Raw genomic sequence first — 22179 nt, forward strand, 5'->3', positions numbered from 1 at the left:
CCCCTTACATGCCTTTAGTTTAGTATGGCCAGCAATAAAATAGTCCCATCACCCCCTCCATGGAATTAAGCGAAGCAGTCCTCCCGCAAACTGGTCATCGCCGGCGTGGCGACGACGCTCATCGCGCTGGGTTTGGCCGCCTGGTTCAGCCGCCCGCCGGTGGTCGAAAAGCAGGTCACGGTCAAGGCGCCGCCGCCGCCGCCGGCCAGCGCCAGCGCCTCGGCCACGGTCAAGAAGCCGGCCCCGGCAGCCGCGCCGCAGCGCCAGCCGGAGATCAAGGACCCGGTGCCGCCGGGCGAACCGCCGGCCATCCGCACCAAGGAGCAAGGCGCGGCCGCGCTGATGGCGCTGCCCGAGCTGCAAGCGTGGTCGGCGGCGATCGAAAAGAACTCGGGCGGCAAGGCCCACGGCGGCCTGCTCGAATACGACCCGACGCCACGCAAGCTGAACGGCAAAAACTACTGGCAGTTCAGCTTTGTCGAAAACAGCGCCGAGGCGGCGCAGCGCTGGGAAAGCTTCCTGGTCTCGTCCAGCGACGATGAAATCCTGGTGGAAGACGCCAGCAGCGAGGAGGCGATCAGCCTCGGCCGCTGGCGCCGCGAAAAGCATCCCGGCAAGCGTACCGCCGTCGACAACTAAGCTGCCTTCACCACCGGCGCCGCCACTTGCGCGGCGCCGCGCACCTGCCCCACCCACAACACCGTCAGCACGGCCAGCCCGGCCGCGATCCAGCCATTCAGCCCGTAGCCGGCGATGTGGCCGGACGCCTGCGTCTGCAAGCTCAGGCCGCCGAGCAAGGCGCCGAGGCCGGTGCCGACCTGCTGGATGGCCGCGTTGGCGCTGAGGAAAGCGCCGCGCCGCGACGGCTCGGGCACCGTCGTCATCAGCGCCTGCATCGGAATATTGCGGCCCGACGCCAGCACCATGAAGAACGGGAAGAACAGCACCACGCCCAGCAGCGGCAGCGCCGGCATGTGGGTGATGAACAGCACCGGCACAATGAACAGCAGCGAGACGATGCGGTACACCTTGTGCGCGCCGACGCGGTCCGACCATTTGCCGATCATGCGCGCGGTGAAGAAGGTGGCGGCGCCGCCGGCCAGATAAACATAGGTGATCTCGGCCGGCTGAAGGCCGACGTTATTCACCAGCACCGGCGAAATAAACGGAATCACCAGCATGCCTGTGGTCATGTTGACCACGGACAGCAGAAAAGCCTTCAAATGCCTCGGCTCCTTGTACAGCGCGAACAGATTGGGCAGCGCCGCCGACAGCGGCGTGCTGTTGGGCAGATGGCTGTCCAGCGCCGGCAGTACGCGCGCGGCCAGCAGCAGGATCGGCAGCGAGCACAGCACCAGAATATAGAACGGCGAGGCCCAGCCGTAATGCGCGGCCAGCATCACGCCGGCCGGCACGCCCGCCACCGAGGCCATGCTGAACGACGTCATCACGATGCCGGTGGCGGCGCCGCGCCGGTTGGCCGGAATCAGGTCGCCGATGATGGCCATCACGATGGCGCCGAGGATGCCGCCGGTGAGGCCGGCGAAGGCGCGCGACAGCACCAGCACGTGAAAGTTCGGCGCGGCCGCGCACGCCAGATTGGACAGCGTAGACAAGCGCGAACACCGTCAGCAGCAGCTTGCGGCGGTCGAAGCGGTCGATAGTACATGGCCGCGGCCAGGCCGGAAATGCCGGCGCACCAGGCGTAGGCCGACACCGCGCCGGACACGGCGGCCGGCTCGATCGCAAACGCGTGCATCAGCTGCGGCGCCAGCGGCATCATCACCATGAAATCCATGATGACGGTGAACTGCGTCAGCGCCAGCAGCCACAGCACCAGGCGCTCGCGCGCCGGAGTCAGGGGCAAGCTCATAGCGCGTTGATGTCCTCGACCGCCTTGCGCAGGATCGCGCGGATCTGCTCGATGCGCTCCGGCTGGTGGTTGCTGGCGCGCGCCTGCTCGATGGCCGCGTGCTTCAGTTCGTGCATGGCGCTGCGCAGGCCTTCACGGTGCTCGTCCGGATCGGCCAGGCGGGCCAGGATGGCGTCGACGAACTGGCGGTTCCCGGCCAGGGAAAGCCTCGCCTTCCGGCGTGATGGTGTGCAGCTTCTTGTTGCCGTCAGGCGAAGCGACCACGTGGCCCATATCCAGCAGCATCGACAGCAGCGGATAAATGGCGCCGGGACTTGGCGAGTAGCCGCCGCCGGAACGCTGCTCGAGCTCCTTGATGATCTCGTAGCCGTGACGCGGCTTCTCTGCAATCAAATGCAGCACAACATAGCGCATGGCGCCGGCATCGAACATTTTCGGGCCGCGACCGCGCGGACTATGACCGCCGTGCGTGTGGTGATGGCCATGGGGGCCATGCGGATGATGATGGTGATGACGATGGAACATCTGAACTCCTTAAGATATAACTTATTAAGATATATCTTACCTCATTTCTCAGCGATCGCAAGCAGCCATTTGTAACAAAACCGGGGTCAGGTCTGACAAACGCACACGGGCTCAACTGCTACGCAGTTGAGCCCGTGTGCGTTTGTCAGACCTGACCCCGGGGGACGTTAGCCGTCGAGGTGGGAGATTAGGAGGCGGCGGTTGTCGGCCTCGCCGTTGCTGCTTTTGTGTTCGACGACCAGGCGCGAGTTCTGCGCGTCGAGCGAGATGCCGACCGACAGGATGTCGATCAGCAGCAGTTGCAGGATGCGCGAGATCATCGACAGGAAGGTGGTGCTGTCCTCGGTGTGATCGACCGTCAGGCAAACGCTGGCTTTCTTGGCCAGCGGCGAGTTGCTGGCCGTGATGGCAATGACGTCGGCGCCGGCCGCGCGCGCCGCATCGACCGCCGCCAGCAGGTCCGGCAGCTTGCCGGAATTGGAAATGGCAATCACCACGTCGCCCGGCTTCAACAATTCAGCCGCCAGCGTCAGCAGGTGCGAATCGCCATATGCCGCGGTCGGAATGCGGAAGCGGAAGAATTTGTGCTGGCCGTCCAGCGCCACCACGCGCGAGTTGCCCATGGCGTAGAACTCGACCCGCTTGGCCTTGGCCACCAGCGCGATCGCCTTGTCGAGCGAGCGCACGTCGAGCTGGTCGCGGAATTTCAGGATCGCCGAGACGGTGTTGTCGATGACCTTGGCGCTGAGGTCGTGCGTGCTGTCGCTGACGCGCACCTGGCTGTGCCGCACAGGAATGGCGCCGGTCAGGCTGCTGGCGAACTTCAGCTTGAAGTCGGCCAGGCCGAGGAAGCCCAGCGAACGACAGAAGCGGATCACGGTCGGCTGGCTGACTTCGGCCAGCCGCGCGATGTCGGCGATCGGTTCGTTCAGCACCAGGCGCGGCTGCTCCAGCACCAGCTGCGCGACGCGCTGCTCGGCCGGCGTCAGCTCGTGCTGCAGATGCTGCACGCGCTCCATCAGCGTGTTGGCGCCGCTGCGGCCGCGCAGGTGTTCCGACAGAATCGTCGCCACGCCGTAGAACGCCGGGTTCGGCGTGGTGATCACATAGGTCGGGATTTCAGCCAGGTAGCTGGTGAAACGGCCCTTGGCCTCGAAGCGCGCGCGGAACGGCGACGTGGCGAACCAGTCGCCCAGCCGCGGCACGATGCCGCCGCCGATGAACATGCCGCCGAACGCGCCCAGCGTCACGGCCAGGTTGGCGGTGGCGCCGCCCAGCATGGCGCAGAAGCATTCCAGCACTTCCAGGCACAGCGGATCCTGGTCGGTCAGCGCACCGGAGATGATTTCCTGCGAGGTCAGATCTCGCACCTGGCGGCCGTTGCGCTTGGCGATGGCGCGGTAGATGATTTCCATGCCGGGGCCGGATATCAGGCGCTCGGTCGAGACGTGCGACCAGGTCTGCCACGCGTATTGCAGGATCGCGTACTCGCGCTCGTCGGCGGGCGCGAAGTTGGTGTGGCCGCCTTCCGACCCCAGCGTGACGAAGCCGTCGACGGTCGGGATCACGCCCGAGACGCCGAGGCCGGTGCCAGGGCCGAGCACGCCGATCACGGAATTCGAGGCCGGCTTGCCGCCGCCCACCTGCATCAGGTCGGCCGGTTTCAGGCCCGGCAGCGACATCGCCAGCGCGGTGAAGTCGTTGACCACCAGCAGCGTGTGCAGGCCGAGCGCGCGGCGCACCTCGTCGGTGGAGAATTCCCAGTCGCGGTTGGTCATGCGGATGTAGTCGCCGCTGACCGGGTTGGCCACGGCCAGCGCCGCGTGATTCAGGTTGACGCCGCTGTGGTCCGACAGGTAGGAGCGCAGCATGGCGACGATGTCGGGATAGTCGTCGCACTTGAGCACGCGCACGGCGCGGAACTCGCCGGGAGCGGTCTGCAAGGCGAAGCGGGCGTGGGTGGCGCCGATGTCGGCCAGCAGGCGCGGGCCGTCGGCAAAGGCGGTGCGATTCAGTTTTTGATCCACTTCAGCTTGTTTCATCTTTGTTCAGTCCAAACAGTTGGCGGAAGCATACCTGAAATGTTGATTTCTCACTACGTCGTTCCCGCGCAGGCGGGAACCCATGCTGCGTCGGCGCTCCATGGATTCCCGCCTGCGCGGGAATGACGGGGGGATTACTGCGCGTAAGCGAACCAGCCGCCGAAGGCCGGCAGCTGGACTTTGCCATTGGCCGCGCTGCCCGGCAGGCCATGACCTTGCAGCGCTTCGGCGCCAGCGCTGGTCGGCAGCTCCACGCTCTGCGCCTCGCCGCTCAGGTTAAACACGGCCAGGATGCTGCGCTCGCCCGCCAGGTCGCGGCGCAGCGCCAGCACCTGGTCCTGCGTATCGAAGAACACGATCTCGCCGCGCAGCAGTTGCGGATGCTTGCGGCGCCACGCGGTGAACGCGCGGGTGAACGCCAGCGTCGACCCCTGATCCGCCTCCTGCACCGAAGCCGCCTTGGCCAGGTGATCCGGCGACACCGGCAGCCACGGCTTGCCGGTGGTGAAGCCGCCATTGCTGTCATCGGTCCAGGCGATCGGCGTGCGGCAACCGTCGCGGCCCTTGAACTCCGGCCAGAAAGTGATGCCATACGGATCCTGCAGCAGCTCGTAAGGCACGTCCGCCTCAGCAAACGCCAGCTCGTCGCCCTGGTACAGGCACGGCGTACCCTTCAGCGACAACTGCATCGCCAGCGCCAGCTTGGCGAAGGCCTGCGGCGCGCTCGTGCCGCCCCAGCGCGAGGCCACGCGCGGCACGTCGTGATTGCCGACCGACCACGAGGCCCAGCCGCCCTTCACGCGCTTCTCGAACTGCTCGACCTGCTCGCGGATGTAATGCGACGACAGGTGGTTGACCAGCAGGTTGAAGCTGTACGCCATGTGCAGCTTGTCGCCGCCCTCGGTGTATTCGGCCATGGTGGCCAGCGAATCGTCGGAACCGACCTCGCCGATCGACACCGCCTGGTATTCGTCCAGCAGCGCGCGCAGCTTTTTCAGGAACGGCACGTTTTCCGGCTGCGTCTTGTCGAAGTCGTGCGCCTGCATGCCGTACGGGTTGACGTCGGTAACGGTGATCGAGTCGCGGTTGGTGGCCGGTGGATTGTCGCGCAGCTGCCGGTCGTGGAAGTGGTAGTTGCAGGCGTCCAGGCGGATGCCGTCCACGCCACGCTCCAGCCAGAAGCGCAGCGCGTCCAGGTGCGCCTGCTGCACGGCCGGGTTGTGGAAGTTCAGCTGCGGCTGGCTGGTCAGGAAGTTGTGCATGTAGTACTGGCGGCGGCGGGTGTCCCACTGCCACGCCGAGCCGCCGAACACCGACAGCCAGTTGTTGGGCGGATTGCCGTCGGCCTTCGGATCGGCCCAGACGTACCAGTCGGCTTTCGGGTTGTCGCGGCTGGAACGGCTCTCCTTGAACCAGGCGTGGTCTTCGGCCGTGTGCGCCATCACCTGGTCGATCATGATCTTCAGGCCGAGGCTGTGCGCGCGCTCGACCAGCGCGTCGAAGTCGGCCAGCGTGCCGAACAGCGGATCGACGTCGCAGTAATCGGCGATGTCGTAGCCGAAATCCTTCATCGGCGATTTGAAGAAAGGCGAAATCCAGACGATGTCCACGCCCAGCGATGCGATATAGTCCAGCTTTGCCGTAATCCCCGGCAGGTCGCCCACGCCGTCGCCGTTGCTATCCATGTAACTGCGTGGATAAACCTGGTAGATGATCGCGTCGCGATACCAGTCTGGAGAGTGCGGGGAGACTTGAGTTAGTTGCTTAGTCATAAGAGAATCCGGGGTTGGCTGTCTGGTGTAATTGATTTTGTAGAGAATATACATCACGACCAAGGTTTTTTCAATTGACGCCCGGCTGAACGATTACCACGAATAGTCGTTTAAAAACAAATGCTTATGGATTTCAACAGAAATCTTGACGCTAAAAATAGTAGTCAAACTACACAAACACAGGAGTGAATATAGTGAGCAATACCGGCAACGGGCCGATGCCCCGGCAAATCCCCTACATCATCGCCAACGAAGGCTGCGAACGTTTCAGCTTCTACGGCATGCGCAACATCCTGACGCCCTTCCTGCTCAGTACGCTGCTGTTATTCATTCCGATCGGCGACCGCACCGCCGAAGCCAAGCACATCTTCCACACCTTTGTCATCGGCGTGTACTTTTTCCCGCTGCTGGGCGGCTGGATCGCCGACCGCTTCTGGGGCAAGTACAAGACCGTGTTCTGGTTCAGCCTGATTTACGTGGCCGGCCATGCCTGCCTGGCGATCTTTGAGCACAACCTGGAAGGCTTCTACCTCGGCCTGGCGCTGATCGCCTTCGGCTCGGGCGGCATCAAGCCGCTGGTGGTGGCGTTTGTCGGCGACCAGTTCGACCAGACCAACAAGAACCGCGCCAAGCTGGTGTTCGACGCCTTCTACTGGATCATCAATTTCGGCTCCTTCTTCGCCTCGCTGCTGATGCCGGTGCTGCTGCGCGACTACGGCCCCAGCGTGGCCTTCGGCATCCCCGGCCTGCTGATGGCGATCGCCACGGTGGTGTTCTGGCTCGGCCGCCACAAGTATGTGCACGTGCCGCCGGCCGCGCCGAATCCGGATTCGTTCAGCACCGTCGCCCGCACCGCGCTGCTGGCGCGCGCGCCGGGCCGCCCAGGCGATCGCCTGGGCCGTCCCGGCCTGATGGTGGCCGGCGCCGGCGCGCTCGCGGCGATCGTCTCGCTGTGCATGACGCCGTCGTGGGGCTTCGTGATTGCCGCCTGCACGGCGCTGGTGCTGCTGCTGGCGTTTGGCGGCATCGGCGTGTCGATGCAGCTGGACCGCGCGCGCGGCAAACATACCGACGCGGCGGTCGAAGGCGTGCGCGCCGTGCTGCGCATCCTGATCGTGTTTGCCATGATTACGCCGTTCTGGTCGCTGTTCGACCAGAAGGCCTCGACCTGGATCGTGCAGGCCAACTCGATGGACAGCCCGCTGCTGTCGCTCTTCGGCTGGGAATTCAGGCTGCTGCCGGCGCAGATGCAGGCGGTCAATCCGATCCTGGTGATGCTGCTGATCCCGCTGAACAACATCCTGCTGTTCCCGCTGATGCGCGCAATCGGCATCACGCCGACGCCGCTGCGCCGCATGGGGCTGGGCATCGCGCTGTCGGCGTCGTCGTGGGTGGTGATCGGCATGATCCAGCTGTGGATGGATGGCGGCGACCACGTCTCGATCATGTGGCAGTTGCTGCCGTATGCGCTGCTGACGCTGGGCGAGGTGCTGGTTTCGGCAACCGGCCTGGAATTCGCTTACAGCCAGGCCCCGGCCTCGATGAAGGGCATCATCCTGAGCTTCTGGTATCTGGCCGTCACGGTCGGCAACCTGTGGGTGCTGATCGTCAACTCGGCCGTGAAGAACGACGTGGTCAGCGGCTGGATCGCCAGCAGCGGGCTGAGTCCGATCGCCTTCCAGATGTTCTTCTTCGCCGCCTTTGCCGCCGTCGTTACCGCCATCTTCGCCCTGTACGCGATGCGCTACAAGATGGTCGACAACTACCGCGCCGCTTAACTCGTACCAAAACTACACATTCTGGAGTACCATAACCGCAAAGTTCAGGGGCAAATTACAGATTTTGTAATTGCACTACTTCATATTGACGGTTTGGAGACAGAAGATGGCTGGTAAGCGCTTGGCAGTGGCAGGTTTCGGGGGCGCGCTGGCGCTGTGGAGTGTGACGGCGGCGGCGGCCCCGGCGCTGGCAGACTGCGATGGCGCGTTTGCGACCACGCTGCACGCCGCGCCCAGCGTGGAGGCGCATGCTTACTGGCTGAACGGGCAGTTGATCAAGTGGCCGGCTGCCAGCGCCGATGGCGTGTTCAAACTGTACTACTCCGCCAGCGCCGCCCTGCGCGCCGCGCCCGGCCAGCGTGTCGCCGGCGCCGATGGTGCGATTACGCTGTCGCGCTTCGATGGCGCGCTGCCCGCCGCTGTTGCGCAGCGCTTCAGGCATGTCGGCGCCGGCCCGGTCCTGGCGCTCGCGCCGGCCGATGCGGCACGCGTGATGACGCAGCAGGTGCTGCTGGTGCGCGAATCCGCGGATGGCGCCGTGCAGGATGCGACCGCGCTGCAAATTGCCGGTGCGCTGGATGATATCTACGCCGGCGCGGCCAAGGCCGAAGACCTCGGCGTCAGCGTCGGCGCGCGCGAGGCGGCCTTTAAACTGTGGGCGCCGACCGCGCAAAACGTTGCGCTATGCACCTACGACAGCGGCAGCAGCAAGGCCGCCGCCATCACGCCGATGAAACGCGACGACGCCACCGGCATCTGGTCCGCCCACGCCGGCCGCAACGGCCAGTATTACCAGTACCTGGTGGATGTCATCGCCCCATCGGCCGGCCTGGTACGCAACCTGGTCACCGACCCTTATTCCATCAGCCTGACGACCGACTCCAGGCGCAGCTATATCGCCGACCTGGACGCGCCCAGGCTGAAGCCGGCCGGCTGGGACAAGAGCCGCGCGCCCAACAAGGTCGCCGCGCAAACCGACATGACGGTCTATGAACTGCATGTGCGCGACTTCTCGATCAACGACAGCACCGTCAGCGCCGCCAATCGCGGCAAGTACACGGCGTTCACCGAAACCCGGTCGAACGGCATGAAGCACCTGGCGGCGCTCAGCAAGGCCGGCCTGACCGACATCCACCTGCTGCCGGTGTACGACATCGGCAGCGTGCCGGAACAGGGCTGCGTCACGCCGGACATCGCCAACACCGCGCCGGACGGCGAGCAGCAGCAAGCCGCCGTCGAAAAGGTCAAATTCCAGGACTGCTACAACTGGGGCTACGATCCGTACCACTACAACGCGCCGGAAGGCAGCTACAGCACCGATCCGGCCGACGGCGCCAAACGCATCATCGAATTCCGCCAGATGGTGCAGGCGCTGCACAAGGCCGGCCTGCGGGTCGGCATGGACGTGGTCTACAACCACACCTACATCGCCGGACAAAACGAAAAGTCGGTGCTGGACCGCGTGGTGCCCGGCTACTACCACCGCCTCAACGCCAGGGGCGGCATCGAGCGCTCCACCTGCTGCGACAACACCGCCACCGAAAATCTCATGATGGGCAAGCTGATGGTGGATTCGGCGGCGCTGTGGGTCAGGCACTACAAGATCGACTCCTTCCGCTTCGACCTGATGGGCCACCAGCCACGCGCCGCCATGGAGCAGTTGCAGGCGCGCGTCGGCAAGCAGATTAACCTGATCGGCGAAGGCTGGAATTTTGGCGAAGTGGCCGATGGCGCGCGCTTCGTGCAAGCGTCGCAGCTGTCGCTGAACGGCAGCGGCATCGGCAGCTTCAGCGACCGCGCGCGCGACGCCGTGCGTGGCGGCGGCGCCAGCGACAGCGGCGCGCAACTGGTGGCGCAACAGGGTTACATCAATGGCCTGGTGTACGACGCCAACGAGCAGGCCGGCAAGCGCCCGGCGGCGGAACTGCTGCAGGCGTCAGACCTGGTGAAGGTTGGCCTGGCCGGCACCATCCGCAGCTACCCGCTGACCATCGCCGATGGCCGCACGGTGGCCTTGCAGGACATCGTCTACGGCGGCAACCAGCCGGCCGGCTTCGCCAGCGAACCGGGTGAAGCGGTCAACTACGTCGAGAACCACGATAACCAGACGCTGTACGACATCAACGCCTTCAAACTGCCGCAAGCCACCACCGCGCACGAACGCGCGCAGGTGCAGATGCTGGGCGCCGCCATCAACACCTTTAGCCAGGGCGTAGCCTACTTCCACGCCGGCTTCGACATCCTGCGCTCCAAATCGCTGGACCGCAACAGCTTCGAATCCGGCGACTGGTTCAATCGCCTCGACTGGACCTACCAAGACAACTACATCGCCACCGGCGTGCCGCCCGCTACCGACAACGGCAAGGACTACGCGCTGATCAAGCCTATCCTGCGCAACGCCGCCATCAAGCCGGCGCCGGCCGATATCGCTTACGCGCGCGACGCCTTCCGCGACCTGCTGTCCATCCGCGCCAGCAGCACCCTGTTCCGCCTGCGCACGGCGGAAGACATCAGGCAGCGCCTGCGCTTCTTCAACACCGGCCCGTCGCAGGTGCCGACCGTGATCGCTGCGCACCTTGACGGCAAGGGCTATCCGGGTGCGCGCTTCAAGTCGATCACTTACCTGATCAACGTCGACAAGAAAGCGCAGACGATCACCGTGGCCGAAGAGAAGAACCGCCGCTACCGCCTGCACCCGGTCCACACCAGCAAGACCGCTGCGGACCAGCGCGTGGCAGCGCAGGCCCGCTACGACCACGCCACCGGCAGCTACAGCATTCCAGCCCGCAGCGCGGTGGTGTTCGTCGAAGACTGATCCTTACAGATCGACCTTGACCCGCGCGACGACGCTGCGCTCGACGCCCGGCACCACGTACAGGTTGCCCCACGAGTTGCTGTAATACTCGCGGTTGAACAGATTGTTGACGTCCAGCGACAGGCGCACGGTCTTGTTCACCTGCCAGTAGCCGAGCAGTTTGGCAGTGGCGTAGGACGGCAGCGCATACGTGTCGGCGGTATTGCCGGCGCGGTCGCCGACGTAGTTGGCGCCGCCGCCGATGCCCCAGCGACCGCCGCCTGCCAGCGCCGCTTCGCGGATCAGCAGCAGGCCGGCGCTGGCCTTCGGCACGTTCATCAGGCGCGCGCCGCTGCGCAGCGTCCTGTCCTTCGATACGCGCGCGTCGATCCATGAGAAGTTCGCGCTCACGCGCCAGTTGTCGTCGATCTGGCCGAAGGCGTCCGCCTCGAAGCCGCTGCTCTTCACTTCACCGGCCGCCACCGAATAGCCGGGAACATCGCTGGCCGTCAGCACATTGGTCTTGGTGATGTCGAACACCGCGAAGTTGGCGCCCAGGCGCTCGTCCGCCGTTTGCAGCTTGAGGCCCGCCTCATACGCAGTCGAGTGCTGCGGATCGAAGGCGCGGCCGCTGATGTCGGTGCCGCTGTTGCCGCGGAAGGACTTGCCCGCCGAGACGTACACCGAACTCCATGCGTTCGGCAGGTAGGTCAGGCCGGCGCGCGGCGACACTTCGCTCTGCTGCTGGCGCGTATCGGTTTTGGCGACGCGGTTGACCACGTGCTGCTTGTACTGGTCCCAGCGCAGGCCGGCCAGCAGCTTCCACTTCGGCGCAAGGCTGATCTGGTCCTGCGCGAACAGCGCCTTGACGCGCTGCTGCTCGTCCGAGCTGGTGGTCAGCAGCGTCAGCGCCGGCGCCGGCTTGCCGTACACCGGCGCGTAGATATCGATCGGGTAATTGGTCGAGCGCAGAATCTCCATGTTCATGAACAGGCTCGACGCCTCGGCGCCGACCAGCACCGTGTGGCCGATGCCGCCGGTATCGAACTTGCCCTCGACCTCCGCCTGCATCGACACATCGCGCGACGGCAGCTGGCGCCAGGTCGCCTGGCGGTTCAGCGTGCGGTTGTCGGCGGCCAGCGAGTTGGCCTCGGTATAGTCGCCGTCGAAGGTGCTTTCCTTGTAGCTGGCGCCCACTCTGGCGCGCCAGCCGTCGGCCAGCACGCGGTCCAGCGTCAGCTGATGGGTGTCGCTGTTCAGGCGCATATTGCGGTCGGACGGCTCGTTCAGCACCCGGTCGCGCGGCAGCGTGCCGAGGACGCCGCGCACATTGATCACGCCGCGGTCCAGCGGCGTGTTGACGCGCATGAATTCACCCTCGTAATTGAGCGTGGTGGCGTTGTCGATCACCCACGTCAGCGCCGGCGCCACCAGGTGGCGCTTGTTGTCCAGCAGCGTAGAACGGCTCATGCCCTCTTCCGTCATCAGGTTGAGGCGATAGGCGACATTGCTGCTCAAGGCGCCCGTGCTGTCCAGCGTCGCGCGGCGCAGGCCACGGCTGCCGACGCTGAATTCGGCCACATTGTGCGATGCGAATTTCGGCTTCTTGGTGACGATGTTGATGGTGCCGCCAGGCTCGCTGCTGCCATACACCGACGACGCCGGTCCCTTGAGGAATTCGAAGCGCTCCACGGTGGCGGTGTCGCGTGGCGGGTTGTAGCCGCGCGAGCCGGGGAAGCCGTTGACCAGGTAGCCCATGTCGGTGCTGCTGAAGCCGCGGATGCCGAAGTTGTCCCAGGTGCCGCCAAAGTCGTTCAGGCGCGAGATGCCGCTGACGTAATCCACCGTGTCGGCCAGGCGCAAGGCGCCGAGGTCCTCGATCTGTTGCGCGCTCATCACGCGCACCGCCTGCGGCACTTCGCGCAGCGGCGTATCGGTGCGGGTGGCGCCGCTGGAATGGGACGGGTTGTAGAAATCGGTGCTGCGGTCGCCGGCGACCGTCACCTGGGGCAAGGCCTGCTCGCTCTCCTGAGCGGCGGCCAGCGGCGCGGCGGCGATCAGGCCGGCCAGCAAGGCGGAGTTTCTTAAGCAAATCGACATAAATACCTGCATATCATTAAAAAAGTTTCACAACTATAAATGAGAAGCATTATCAATTGCAAATTTATATGAGCACGATTGAAATCCATTTCAGCGCCGAAACACTCAGCATGATAAGATGCTCTTTCTCCTGGGAAACAATATTTACATTTCCGTCACTCGAGCCGCACCCCCGCTCACAATCGCCGCCAGTGCCCTGACCCGCATTGCACCTGAACTGCTTACGGACTTTGCACCATGCCGACATCCTGCCTGACCGCCGAGGCACGCCGCCTTGACGCCCTGTACAAATTGAACCTGCTCGACACGCCGGCGAGCGAGGCGTTCGATCGCATCACGCGCATGGCGGCCAGCCTGTTCAAGCTGCCGATCGCCGCCGTCTCGCTGACCGACGCCAACCGCCAGTGGTTCAAGTCGCGCGTCGGCGTCGAACACACCGAGATTCCGCGCCTGCGCGCGCCCTGCGGCCAGGTGGCCGACAACACCGATGTGCTGGTGATTCCGGACCTGCACCTGGACGCGTTTTACCGCGACAGCACGCTGGCGGAAAACGGCATCCGCTATTACGCCGGCGCGCCGCTGACCACCGCCGACGGCCACTGCCTCGGCGCCATGTGCGTGCTGGGCACCGAGCCGCGCGACACCACGCCGGAGGAACTGACGGCGCTGTGCGACCTGGCCGGCATGGTGATGTCGCAGATCGAGCTGCAGCACGCGCTGGGCCGCGTCGACGCCGTCAGCCGCCTGCCCAACCGCCAGCAGTTCATCGACGACTTCCACGACCTGCAATCGGACGCCCAGCAGGGCGAGCGGCGGCTGGCGATCCTGCTCAACCTGGCCACGCCGGACCAGCTGACGCACGCCGCGCGCGCCATGAAGTCGTCCTACCTGGACGAGCTGGTAAGCGAGGGCGCGCGCTGGCTGCGTAGCCAGATCGGTCCGAAGCGCCGCATCTACCATGTCTCCACCGCGCAGTTCATGCTGCTGTCGCCGCCGGGCGAAACGCTGGAAAGCTGGCTGCCGCAGGTTGAGGCGCGCATGCAGGAGGCGCAGACCATCGCCCGCTCGCGCTACGTGGCCACGCCGTCGGCCGGCGTTGTGCCGTTCGATATCCACCACGACGACGCGCTGTCGGTGCTGCGCAAGGCGCGCAGCGCGGCGTTCGACGCCATTGCGCGGCCCAACCACGTGGCGGTGTACTCGCAGGTGGAGGACGCCCTGTACCAGCGCCGATTCAGCCTGCTCAACGACTTCGGCACGGCGCTGGCCGGCAGCGGCCAGCTGCGGCTGGTGTTCCAGCCGCGCATCGACGTCGCCAGCGGCGCCTGCGTCGGCGCCGAAGCGCTGCTGCGCTGGAACCATCCGACGCTGGGCGCCATCGGCCCGGCGGAATTCATCCCGATCGTCGAGCGTTCAGGGCTGGCGCAAGCCGCCACCGCGTGGGTATTGGAAGAAGCGTTGCGCCAGCAGCAGGCCTGGCGCGCCGCCGGCCTGGCCAGGCAGGTCTCGGTGAACGTTTCGGCGGCCAACCTGACCGAGGACGACTTTGCCGCCAGCGTGGCGACCGCGCTGGCGCGCCACCATCTGCCGCCGGATTGCCTGGAACTGGAAATCACCGAAAGCGCCATCATGGAGCAGCCGGCGAAGGCGCATGCGACGCTGGCGCAGATCGCCGCGCTGGGCGTGGGCCTGGCCATCGACGATTTCGGCACCGGCTACAGCAGCCTGTCCTACCTGCAGAAGATGCCGGCAGATGTGGTCAAGATCGACCAGTCCTTTATCCGCGAACTGGAACACGATGCGCGCCAGCAGGCGCTGGTGACAGCCATGATTACGCTGTCGCAGGACCTGGGCCACCGCGTGGTGGCGGAAGGCGTGGAGAGCGAGGCGGTGCTGGACTTCCTGCGCCGCGCCGGTTGCGAGGAGGCGCAGGGCTACCTGTTCGCCGCCCCGCTGGAAGCCGAGGCGTTCGCCGCTTATTCCTGGCCGATGAGCACCAGCGCGTTGCGCGTGCCAAAGTTGACGCTGTCGCCGCGCACCACGGCGGTCTTGCCGGAGTAGTAGTCCTTCACGCGCTGGCCATTGGCGAACACGCCATGCAGCTTGATGGTGCTTGCCTTGTTGGTCGGCAGGTCGAGCGCCACCACCACCTTGTCGCGCAGGCCGTTCTTGTCGTAGGTGCGCTTGAAAACATAGGGTTTCGCTTGCAGCTGCTGGTGCACGCCGGCGCCCACCGCCACGTGGGCCCTACGGAATTGTCCCAGCCTGGCCCAGTGCGCGCGCACGTCGGCGATCCTGTAGCCGTCGCGTGAGACGTTCTGCGCCAGCTCGTTCCAGTTCATGAAGGAGCGCAGCCTGGCGTCGCCGGTGGCTTCGGCGATATCGAGCTTGCGCGCCGTCTCGTCGCCGTAGTAGATCTGCGCGGCGCCCGGCGCCAGCAGCAGCTTGGTCGCGCTTTCAAACGGCTTCTTGCGCGACGGGTCGAACGGCGCGCCGTCGTCGTGCGAGTCCAGGTAGTTCAGCACCGAATAGCCGTTCAGGCGGCCGCCGTGCAGCGCGTTGGAATAGCTGCTGAACAGCGTTTCATAATCCTGCTCGGCGTCCTTCACCAGCGCGAAGTTGATCATGCTGTTGAAGTTGGCCTGGTAATAGTTGACGCTCTGGCCGCCGCCAAGGTCGTGATACAGGCCGTCGCTGATCTTGTAGTTGTAGACTTCCGCCGTGGTGTAGAACTTGTCGTCGCCGAGCTTCTTGTCCGGGTTGGCCTTTTTCCAGTCCTCGAAGGCGATGGCGGCTTCCTTCTGCAATTCCTTCCACACCTTGGCTTCCACGTGCTTGACGGTGTCGGCGCGGAAGCCGTCCACGCCGTACTTGCGAATCCAGTCGGTGTGCCACTTGATCAGGTAGTAGCGCGGCGCGCGCGGGTAGCCGGTGCGCGCGAAGAACTCGTTCAGACTCTTGACCTCCTGCTCGAAGCGGCCCTCCTGCTGCCACTTGGCCATCAATCGTTCCGGCAGCTCGACCGGCTCGTCGCTCTCGGTCAGGAAGTCCGGCAGGTTCTTCACCAGCGTGCATTCGATGGTGCTTCTGGCGTCCTTGTAGGTGCACTGCGGCGCCGTGCGCACCCACTCCTTCGGCCACACCGGATCGGCCTCGGTCACCGGGCCGGTATGGTTCATCACCACATCGAGCAGCACGCGGATGCCGCGCGCATGCGCCGCGTCCACCAGGTTGCGGAAGTCGTTCTCGGTGCCGAGGTTGGCGTCGACCGCGGTGAAGTCGGACGCCCAGTAGCCGTGGAAGCCGTAGGACTTGCCGGTGCCTTCGTCGGTGCCTGCGTGGATCTGCTCCACCGGCGGCGTGATCCAGATGGCGTTTACGCCCAGGCTGTCGAAATAGCCGTCGTTGATCTTGTTGATCACGCCGGCCAGGTCGCCGCCCATGTAGCCGCGCAGCGGCGCCGCGTCCTTCTTGCGGTCGTAGGCCAGGTCGTTGCCGGTGAAGGCGTTGTTGAAACGGTCGGTCAGCAGGAAATAGACGGTCGCATTCTCCCACAGGAACGGCTTCGGTTTTTCCGCCGCCGCTGCCGCCAGCGGCGCGCCTGCCGCCGCGCCGAGCGCCATGGTGAATGCGATTGTCGTCAATTTCATGCTGTCGTCCTTTAGGTGGTTACGGTGGGATGGGCGCGGCCGGTCCAGTCGGCGATGCCCGCTACCTGTTCGGCGATCAGTATCAATGCCGACAAGGCCTGCTGCGTTGGCAGGTGGTGGTATTTCGGATCGGCCTCGTAACGTTCCAGGTAGACGCGCAGCGTCGCCCCTTCGGTGCCGGTGCCGGACAGGCGGAACACCACGCGCGAGCCGTTGGTGAATACAATCCGCACGCCCTGCTGCCTGGACACGGAACCGTCGACCGGATCGGTGTATTCGAAATCGTCGGCCAGTGCCACCACGTAGTGGCCCAGGTCCTGTCCCACCAGCGTGGCCAGCTTGATGCGCAGCGACGCCATCAGCTCATTGGCGGCCTTAGTTTCCACCGCCTCGTAGTCGTGGCGCGAATAGTAGTTGCGGCCGAAGCGCGCCCAGTGCTCGCTGACCAGCTGCTCCACCGACTTGCCGCTGGCTGCCAGCAGGTTAAGCCAGAACAGCACCGCCCACAGGCCATCCTTTTCGCGGATGTGGTCCGAGCCGGTGCCGTAGCTCTCCTCGCCGCACAGCGTCGCCTTGCCGTCGTCGAGCAGGTTGCCGAAGAACTTCCAGCCGGTCGGCGTTTCAAAGCTCGGGATGCCCAGCGCCTCGGCCACGCGGTCGGCCGCCTGCGAGGTCGGCATCGAACGGGCGATGCCTTTCAGGCCGGCGCGGTAGCCCGGCGCCACGGTCGCATGCGCGGCCAGCACGGCCAGGCTGTCGGACGGCGTGACGTCGAACTTGCGGCCGAGGATCATATTGCGGTCGCCGTCGCCGTCGGAGGCGGCGCCGAAGTCCGGCGCATCGTCGGCGGCCATGATCTCGATCAGTTGCGCGGCGTTGACCGGGTTCGGGTCCGGGTGGTGGCCGCCGAAATCCTCCAGCGGCTCGGCGTTGATGACGGTGCCGGCCGGCGCGCCCAGCTGGCCCTCGATGATCGCCCTGGCGTAAGGGCCGGAGACGGCGTGCATGCCGTCAAAGCACATGCGGAAACCGCCGGCGAACAGCTTGCGGATGGCGTCGAAGTCGAACAGCTGCTGCATCAGCTCCGCGTAGTCGGCGACCGGATCGATCACTTCCACCTCGGTGTTCTCGATGCGCGTGACGCCGGGGCGATTCAGGTCGATGTCGGCGGCGTCGCTGATGCGGTACTGGGTGATGCTCTCGGTGCGCTTGAAGATCGCCTCGGTGACGTTCTCCGGCGCCGGGCCGCCGTTGGCGATGTTGTACTTGATGCCGAAGTCGCCGTCCGGGCCGCCGGGATTATGGCTGGCCGACAGCACGATGCCGCCCAGCGCGCCGCGCTTGCGGATCACGCAGCTGACGGCCGGCGTCGACAGGATGCCGCCCTGGCCCACCAGCACCCTGGCAAAGCCGTGCGCGGCCGCCATGCGCAAAATGGTCTGCACCGCCACGCGGTTGTGGAAGCGGCCGTCGCCGCCCAGCACCAGCGTCTTGCCGGTGCAATCGCCGAGCGTGTCGAACACGCTCTGCACAAAATTTTCGAGGTAATGCGGCTGCTGGAAGACCGTGACCTTCTTGCGCAGGCCGGAAGTGCCGGGCCGCTGGCCGGGGATGGCCGTGGTGTTAACCGTGTTGATGCTCATGTTCGCTCCGCATAAGGTTGGTGAGACCGAATATTACTTGTCTCGCGAACAATATTACATCATACCGGTTCCGCTGCGTCGCGCACAATAAGCGTCAGCACGCCGGCCACCGCCATGCACACGCCGCCCAGCATCAAAGTCTTGACGCTATGGCCGCCGAACCAGTACTTGGTGACGAAGCCGAGCACCAGACCGCTGACGATCTGCGGGATGACGATGAAGAAGTTGAACACGCCCATGAAGTAGCCCATGCGATCCGCCGGCAGCGAGCCGGCCAGAATCGCATACGGCATGGTCAGGATGCTGGCCCAGGCGATGCCGACGCCGATCATCGGGTAGTACAGCGTTTCCAGGTCGTGGATCGCATAGATACTGAACAGGCTGACGCCGCCGATGACCAGGCAGCTCAGGTGCACGAACTTGCGGCTGGTGTAGCGTGCGAACACCGGCAGAATGAACGCCGCCAGCGCCGACACGCCGCCGTACACGGCGAACATCACGCCGACGTGGTTGCCGGCTTCCTGGTAGGCGGCCGATTGCGCGTCGGCGGTGCCGAACACATTTTCCGCCACCGCTTGCGTGGTGTAGATCCACATGGCGAACAGCGCGATCCAGGTGAAGAACTGCACCACCGCCAGCTGCACCATGGTCTTCGGCATTTGCGCGAAGCCGCTGAAGATCTCCTTCAGCGTGTGGGCCAGGCCCTTGCTGCGCTGCTGCTCGGCGCGGAACGCCGCCAGGTCGGCCGGCGGCATCTCTTGCGCGGTCAGCACGGTCCACAGCACGGAGAAGAAGTACACGGCGCCGCCGGCGTAGAACGAATAGCGCACGGTGTCCGGAATGGCGCCGTCGACCGGCACGTTGCTGACGCCGTAGTGGGCGAAGATCGACGGCAGCAGCGAGGCGATCACCGCGCCCCAGCCAATGAAGAAGGTCTGCATCGCGAAGCCGGCGGTCTGCTGGCGCGGTCCGAGCTTGTCGCCGACGAAGGCGCGGAACGGCTCCATCGAGACGTTGATGGCGCCATCGAGCAGCCACAGCACCACGATGGCCATCCACAGCGCGGTGGAATGCGGCATCAGGAACAGCGCGATCGACGCCAGCAAGGCGCCGATGAAGAAGAACGGACGGCGGCGGCCCCAGGTCGGGTGCCAGGTGTTGTCGCTCAGGTAGCCGATGACGGGTTGCACCAGCAGGCCGGTGACCGGCGCGGCCAGCCAGAACAGCGACAGATCATCGGGGTTGGCGCCCAGCGTGGAAAAATCCGGCTGACGTTGGCGTTTTGCAGCGCAAAGCCGAATTGAATGCCGAAGAAGCCAAGGCTCATATTCCACAGCTGCCAGAACGACAGGATGGGCTTGTTGTTGCTGGAAGAATGCATGCTGCGCGTCCCGATTTTAAAATTTGTAGCAAAATAACACGCTGCCCCACGCATGTCAATCGCAACAACTTCCTAGTAAAATAAAGGAAAAAGCCTGACAAAAGGCCGGGCTATGGTGTCAAATGTAGCCAAACAACAAAAAACTACCTTCCCACTGAGACCTCGTTCATGACCATTAAATCCTTTGCAACATTGGCCGCGGCGACGCTGCTGGCCAGCCAGGGCGCGCTGGCGCAAAACGCCGCGCGCAAGTTCGACGGCGCCACCGAGCGCGACGGCCATCTCGAAGTACGCACCAGCGACGGCACCTACCTGATCAAGCCCTACTCCGCCGGCATCGTCGAAACCACCTTCGTGCCGGCCGGCGAGAGCGCCGATCCGGCCTCGCACGCGGTGGTGCTGGCGCCGGCCGCGGTGCGCACCTCGCTCAGGCAAACAGGCGGCAGCATCGAATATGCCACACCGGGCATCAAGGTCACCATCACCAAGTCGCCGTTCCGCATTGCCTATGCCTACAAGGGCAAGCCGCTGGTGGCCGAGAAGCGCGGCTACATCCGCGTCAAGGACGACCCGGCCACCGGCAGCAAGGATATCAACAAAGGCGAGGCGCGCGAACTGGAAGCCATCGAATTCGCGCTGGACAAGAACGAGGCCCTGTACGGCGCCGGTTCGCGCGCGGTCGGCATGGACCGCCGCGGCTACAGGTTCACGCTGTATAACAAGGCGCACTATGGCTACGGCGACCACTCGGAGCTGATGGGCTACACCATGCCGGTGGCGCTGTCGTCGAAAATGTACGCGATCCACTTCGACAATCCGCAGACCGGCTACCTGGACTTCGACAGCAGGAAAAACAACAGCCTGACTTACGAGGCCATCGGCGGGCGCAAGACCTACCAGGTCATCGCCGGCGACAGCTGGGAAGACGTGGTGGGCAACTACACCAGCCTGACCGGCAAGCAGCCCTTGCCGCCGCGCTGGGCCTTCGGCAATTTCGCCATGCGCTTCGGCTACCACACGGAGCAGGAGGCGCGCGACACGGTCGCCCGGTTCATCGCCGACGATATCCCGCTGGACGCGATCGTGTTCGACTTGTACTGGTTCGGCAAGGAAGTCAAAGGCACGATGGGCAATATGGCCTTCGACAAGGACAACTTCCCGCGGCCGGAAGCGATGATGGCCGACTTCAAGCAGCAAGGCGTGCAGACGGTGCTGCTCACCGAACCGTTTGTCACCACCACCTCCAACCGCTGGCAGGAGGCGGTCGACCACAAGGTGCTGGCGCTGGGCGCGGACGGCAAGCCGATGACGTTCGACTTCTTCTTCGGCAACACCGGCCTGATCGATGTCTTCAGCAAGCCGGCGCAGGACTGGTACTGGAATATCTACAAGGGCCTGCGCCAGCAGGGCGCGGCCGGCGTCTGGGGCGACCTGGGCGAACCGGAAGTGCACCCGGCCGCGCTGCGCCACGCCACCGGCAGCGCCGACCAGGTGCACAACATCTACGGCCACCAGTGGGCGCGGCTGGTAACGGAAGGCTACCGGCGCGACTTCCCGAACGAGCGCCCGTTCATCCTGATGCGCGCCGGTTACTCGGGCACGCAGCACTACGGCATCATCCCGTGGTCGGGCGACGTCAATCGCGGCTGGGACGGACTGCAATCGCAGCCTGAAATCTCGCTGCAGATGGGCATGCAGGGCCTGGGCTATATGCACTCGGACCTGGGCGGCTTCGCCAACCCGGTGCTGGACGACGAGCTGTATCAGCGCTGGCTGCAATACGGCGTGTTCCAGCCGGTGTTCCGCCCGCACGCGCAGGAAGAAGTGCCGTCGGAGCCGGTCTACCGCGAAGCCAGAACCAAGGCGCTGGCGCGCGAGGCGATCCGCCTGCGCTATCGCCTGCTGCCATACAACTACACGCTGGGCTTCGACAACAACCAGCAAGGCCTGCCACTGATGCGCCCCATGCTGTACGAGGAGCCGGGCAACGCCAAGGTGCGCGCCATGTCGTCCACCTACCTGTGGGGCAAGGACTTCCTGGTGACGCCGGTGCTGAAGCCCGGCCAGAAAACGGCCGAAGTCTACTTCCCTGCGCGCAGCGCGTGGTTCGATTTCTACACCGGCGAGAAGCAGGCCGGCGGCGCCAGCCGCAGCGTCGCGCTGCAGCCGGACCATGTGCCGGTCTACGTGCGCGCCGGCGCCTTCATCCCGATGACGAAAGTGGTGCAGACCACGCGCGACTACAACACCAGGGCCATCGAGCTGCATTACTGGCACGACGCCTCCGTGCGCGCCGACGCCGGCAAGCTGTATGACGACGACGGCCTGACCGCGCAAGCCTACGAACAAGGCAAGTACGAGCTGCTGCACTTCACCAGCAAGCTGGAAGGCAAAGCGCTGTCGCTGCGTGTGGTATCGGAAGTCGGCAAGCAGCACCAGCGCCCGGAACGCGCGATTGCGCTGACAGTGCATAACGTAACGTCGGCGCCATCGTCGGTGCGGGTCGATGGCAAGGTGGCCGTCTTCGCCTGGGACCAGGCGGGCAAGCAGCTCAGCGTGCAGCTGCCGGCCGGCGACCAGGCCAGCCGCAGCGTCGATATCTCGCTGTAAGATGCAGCGGC

The 22179-nt window shown here is 65.0% G+C and carries 11 protein-coding genes and 2 pseudogenes; 5 read left to right on the plus strand and 8 right to left on the minus strand.

The annotated features are described in order from the left end of the window. Positions 1 to 105 precede the first annotated feature (105 nt). Positions 106 to 639 (plus strand): hypothetical protein, encoded by a 534-nt coding sequence (locus tag ACRQ5J_RS23930; protein WP_432380399.1) that lies wholly within the window; start codon positions 106 to 108, stop codon positions 637 to 639. Here ACRQ5J_RS23930 and ACRQ5J_RS23935 read toward each other — a convergent pair. The 4 genes and pseudogenes from ACRQ5J_RS23935 to ACRQ5J_RS23950 form a co-directional block, all read right to left on the minus strand. Next, positions 636 to 1873: pseudogene (locus ACRQ5J_RS23935) on the minus strand (MFS transporter). The gene ACRQ5J_RS23930 and the pseudogene ACRQ5J_RS23935 overlap by 4 nt on opposite strands. A 132-nt stretch (positions 1874 to 2005) precedes the next feature. Next, positions 2006 to 2398, minus strand: coding sequence for a PadR family transcriptional regulator (locus tag ACRQ5J_RS23940; protein ID WP_432380401.1), 393 nt, complete (start codon positions 2396 to 2398; stop codon positions 2006 to 2008). A 167-nt stretch (positions 2399 to 2565) separates the two neighbouring features. Beyond that, positions 2566 to 4440 (minus strand): glucokinase, encoded by a 1875-nt coding sequence (locus ACRQ5J_RS23945; protein WP_432380402.1) that lies wholly within the window; start codon positions 4438 to 4440, stop codon positions 2566 to 2568. A gap of 134 nt (positions 4441 to 4574) precedes the next feature. Then, a complete protein-coding gene (locus ACRQ5J_RS23950) occupies positions 4575 to 6212 on the minus strand; it encodes an alpha-glucosidase (protein ID WP_432380404.1) in 1638 nt (545 codons plus the stop codon). Positions 6213 to 6430: 218 nt separating this feature from the next. Here ACRQ5J_RS23950 and ACRQ5J_RS23955 point away from each other — a divergent pair, with 218 nt between their 5' ends. Continuing rightward, on the plus strand, positions 6431 to 7990 hold the full coding sequence (locus ACRQ5J_RS23955) for an oligopeptide:H+ symporter (protein WP_432383718.1): 1560 nt from the start codon (positions 6431 to 6433) through the stop codon (positions 7988 to 7990). Between the two features lie 106 nt (positions 7991 to 8096). Next, positions 8097 to 10805: an alpha-1,6-glucosidase domain-containing protein gene (locus ACRQ5J_RS23960; RefSeq protein WP_432380406.1), complete on the plus strand. Its 2709-nt coding sequence runs from the start codon at positions 8097 to 8099 to the stop codon at positions 10803 to 10805. Positions 10806 to 10808: 3 nt separating this feature from the next. Here ACRQ5J_RS23960 and ACRQ5J_RS23965 read toward each other — a convergent pair whose 3' ends face one another. Beyond that, positions 10809 to 12884, minus strand: coding sequence for a TonB-dependent siderophore receptor (locus tag ACRQ5J_RS23965; protein WP_432380408.1), 2076 nt, complete (start codon positions 12882 to 12884; stop codon positions 10809 to 10811). Between the two features lie 237 nt (positions 12885 to 13121). On the opposite strand from ACRQ5J_RS23965, the gene ACRQ5J_RS23970 reads away from it, so the two are divergent. Then, positions 13122 to 14945 (plus strand): putative bifunctional diguanylate cyclase/phosphodiesterase, encoded by a 1824-nt coding sequence (locus tag ACRQ5J_RS23970; RefSeq protein ID WP_432380410.1) that lies wholly within the window; start codon positions 13122 to 13124, stop codon positions 14943 to 14945. Here the strand turns inward: ACRQ5J_RS23970 and ACRQ5J_RS23975 are convergent. From ACRQ5J_RS23975 to ACRQ5J_RS23985, 3 genes and pseudogenes are all read right to left on the minus strand, one after another. After that, positions 14861 to 16534 (minus strand): alpha-amylase family glycosyl hydrolase, encoded by a 1674-nt coding sequence (locus tag ACRQ5J_RS23975; protein ID WP_432380412.1) that lies wholly within the window; start codon positions 16532 to 16534, stop codon positions 14861 to 14863. The genes ACRQ5J_RS23970 and ACRQ5J_RS23975 overlap by 85 nt on opposite strands. Positions 16535 to 16545: 11 nt before the next feature. After that, entirely contained in the window at positions 16546 to 18177 is a 1632-nt protein-coding gene (locus ACRQ5J_RS23980; RefSeq protein ID WP_432380414.1) for an alpha-D-glucose phosphate-specific phosphoglucomutase, read from the minus strand. Between the two features lie 59 nt (positions 18178 to 18236). Continuing rightward, a pseudogene (locus ACRQ5J_RS23985) lies at positions 18237 to 19558 on the minus strand (MFS transporter). A gap of 168 nt (positions 19559 to 19726) precedes the next feature. Between ACRQ5J_RS23985 and ACRQ5J_RS23990 the strand changes: the two are divergent. After that, a complete protein-coding gene (locus tag ACRQ5J_RS23990) occupies positions 19727 to 22168 on the plus strand; it encodes a TIM-barrel domain-containing protein (protein WP_432380416.1) in 2442 nt (813 codons plus the stop codon). Positions 22169 to 22179: the final 11 nt, after the last annotated feature.

It is taken from the genome of Duganella sp. P38 (genome assembly GCF_050859475.1).
Lineage (GTDB): Bacteria > Pseudomonadota > Gammaproteobacteria > Burkholderiales > Burkholderiaceae_D > Rugamonas.

What these genes read in the sequence shown, in the direction of transcription:
- ACRQ5J_RS23940 (WP_432380401.1), bottom strand. Translation starts at nt 2,398, where the DNA reads ATGTTCCATCGTCATCACCATCATCATCCGCATGGCCCCCATGGCCAT.
- ACRQ5J_RS23945 (WP_432380402.1), bottom strand. Translation starts at nt 4,440, where the DNA reads ATGAAACAAGCTGAAGTGGATCAAAAACTGAATCGCACCGCCTTTGCC.
- ACRQ5J_RS23950 (WP_432380404.1), bottom strand. Translation starts at nt 6,212, where the DNA reads ATGACTAAGCAACTAACTCAAGTCTCCCCGCACTCTCCAGACTGGTAT.
- ACRQ5J_RS23955 (WP_432383718.1), top strand. Translation starts at nt 6,431, where the DNA reads ATGCCCCGGCAAATCCCCTACATCATCGCCAACGAAGGCTGCGAACGT.
- ACRQ5J_RS23960 (WP_432380406.1), top strand. Translation starts at nt 8,097, where the DNA reads ATGGCTGGTAAGCGCTTGGCAGTGGCAGGTTTCGGGGGCGCGCTGGCG.
- ACRQ5J_RS23965 (WP_432380408.1), bottom strand. Translation starts at nt 12,884, where the DNA reads ATGTCGATTTGCTTAAGAAACTCCGCCTTGCTGGCCGGCCTGATCGCC.
- ACRQ5J_RS23970 (WP_432380410.1), top strand. Translation starts at nt 13,122, where the DNA reads ATGCCGACATCCTGCCTGACCGCCGAGGCACGCCGCCTTGACGCCCTG.
- ACRQ5J_RS23975 (WP_432380412.1), bottom strand. Translation starts at nt 16,534, where the DNA reads ATGAAATTGACGACAATCGCATTCACCATGGCGCTCGGCGCGGCGGCA.
- ACRQ5J_RS23980 (WP_432380414.1), bottom strand. Translation starts at nt 18,177, where the DNA reads ATGAGCATCAACACGGTTAACACCACGGCCATCCCCGGCCAGCGGCCC.
- ACRQ5J_RS23990 (WP_432380416.1), top strand. Translation starts at nt 19,727, where the DNA reads ATGACCATTAAATCCTTTGCAACATTGGCCGCGGCGACGCTGCTGGCC.